Below are 1,218 nucleotides of genomic sequence, written 5' to 3' on the forward strand. Positions count from 1 at the left end.
CGTTGTGTTTCATGCTAAGAAAAGACCGTGCAACATATGAAAGACCGAACTAAAAAATGCCAACGCACATTTGGCACATTTGCAAGCTCTACCCCACAAGCTGATGCCTCAGCTTGCAAAAGAGCCAAATTTTTGCCTGCGCGCAAAGCGAAAATGAGAGTATGAGTATAGAAAAAATAGACATACCAGAACCAAAGATGATTCATCGAATCTCAAACACAGATTTGTTGGTTGGTAAACTTATACCTCCCATAAAAAGACTACAATTGATAGATGAAGATACTTACGAGGAAATTATTTCACATTGGGTAAAGGATTATTTAAAGAATAATTATGAAATAGTTTTACAGCTAGGAGGAGCTGGAGATAAGGGACGTGATATTTGTGGCTATCATGATTTTAAAAATGATAAATTTGATTTGTTTCAATGCAAACATTATTCAAAACAATTAACTTATTCAAGCATTAGACTTGAATTTGCAAAGCTTGTTTTCTATACTTTTTACAAGCATTACAGTATTCCTCAAAAGTACTATTTTGTTTCTCCGCAAGGCATAAGTCCATCCTTACTTGATTTAATCAAAGACGAGAAAAAACTAAAGAGTAATCTGATTAAAGAATGGAATTCAAAAATTAAAGGAAACATTACGAAAAAAGAAGATGATTCTTTAACACTGGAATTAGAGAAGTATTTAAACGATTTTGATTTCTCTATTATACATACTCTTGAACCAGTTGATTTTATAAATCAATTTCAGACTACATCAATTTACCCTTACTATTTCGGAGGTGGTTTAAACAAAAAGAGAAATTTAAAAATTGAGGTTAGTGAATTAATCTCGGACAGAGAGATTAATTATGTAACTCAACTTTTTGAAGCATATCAAGATTATTCAAAGGAAAATGTAAAAACAGTTGATGATATCAAAGAAAATAATGAATTAAAAACACATTTCGACCGTTCTAGAAATTGTTTCTACTTTGCTGAGACTTTAGCTCAATTTAGTCGTGACAATATAGCTTCCGAAGTTGATGCATTTGAGGAATTAAAAGATGACGTTTTTGAACAGGTTGTAGATGTTTGCAATCAAGAGTACCACGATGGTTATAAAAGACTTATAGCTACAACTAATTCTGCTAAATCAGCGGCGTTTCAAAGTAATGCATTATTTCCAGAACTTAAACCTCAAGACAAAACTGGAATTTGCCATCATCTAG

1 protein-coding gene is annotated in these 1,218 nt (G+C 32.1%); it reads left to right on the forward strand.

The annotated features are described in order from the left end of the window. Positions 1-161 precede the first annotated feature (161 nt). The coding region (locus OQ5_RS20795; RefSeq protein WP_016777412.1) for an ABC-three component system protein at positions 162-1,218 on the forward strand (1,057 nt) is incomplete at its 3' end.

Source organism: Anaerophaga thermohalophila str. Valhall (genome assembly GCF_000250735.1).
Taxonomy (GTDB): Bacteria; Bacteroidota; Bacteroidia; order Bacteroidales; family Marinilabiliaceae; genus Anaerophaga; species Anaerophaga thermohalophila_A.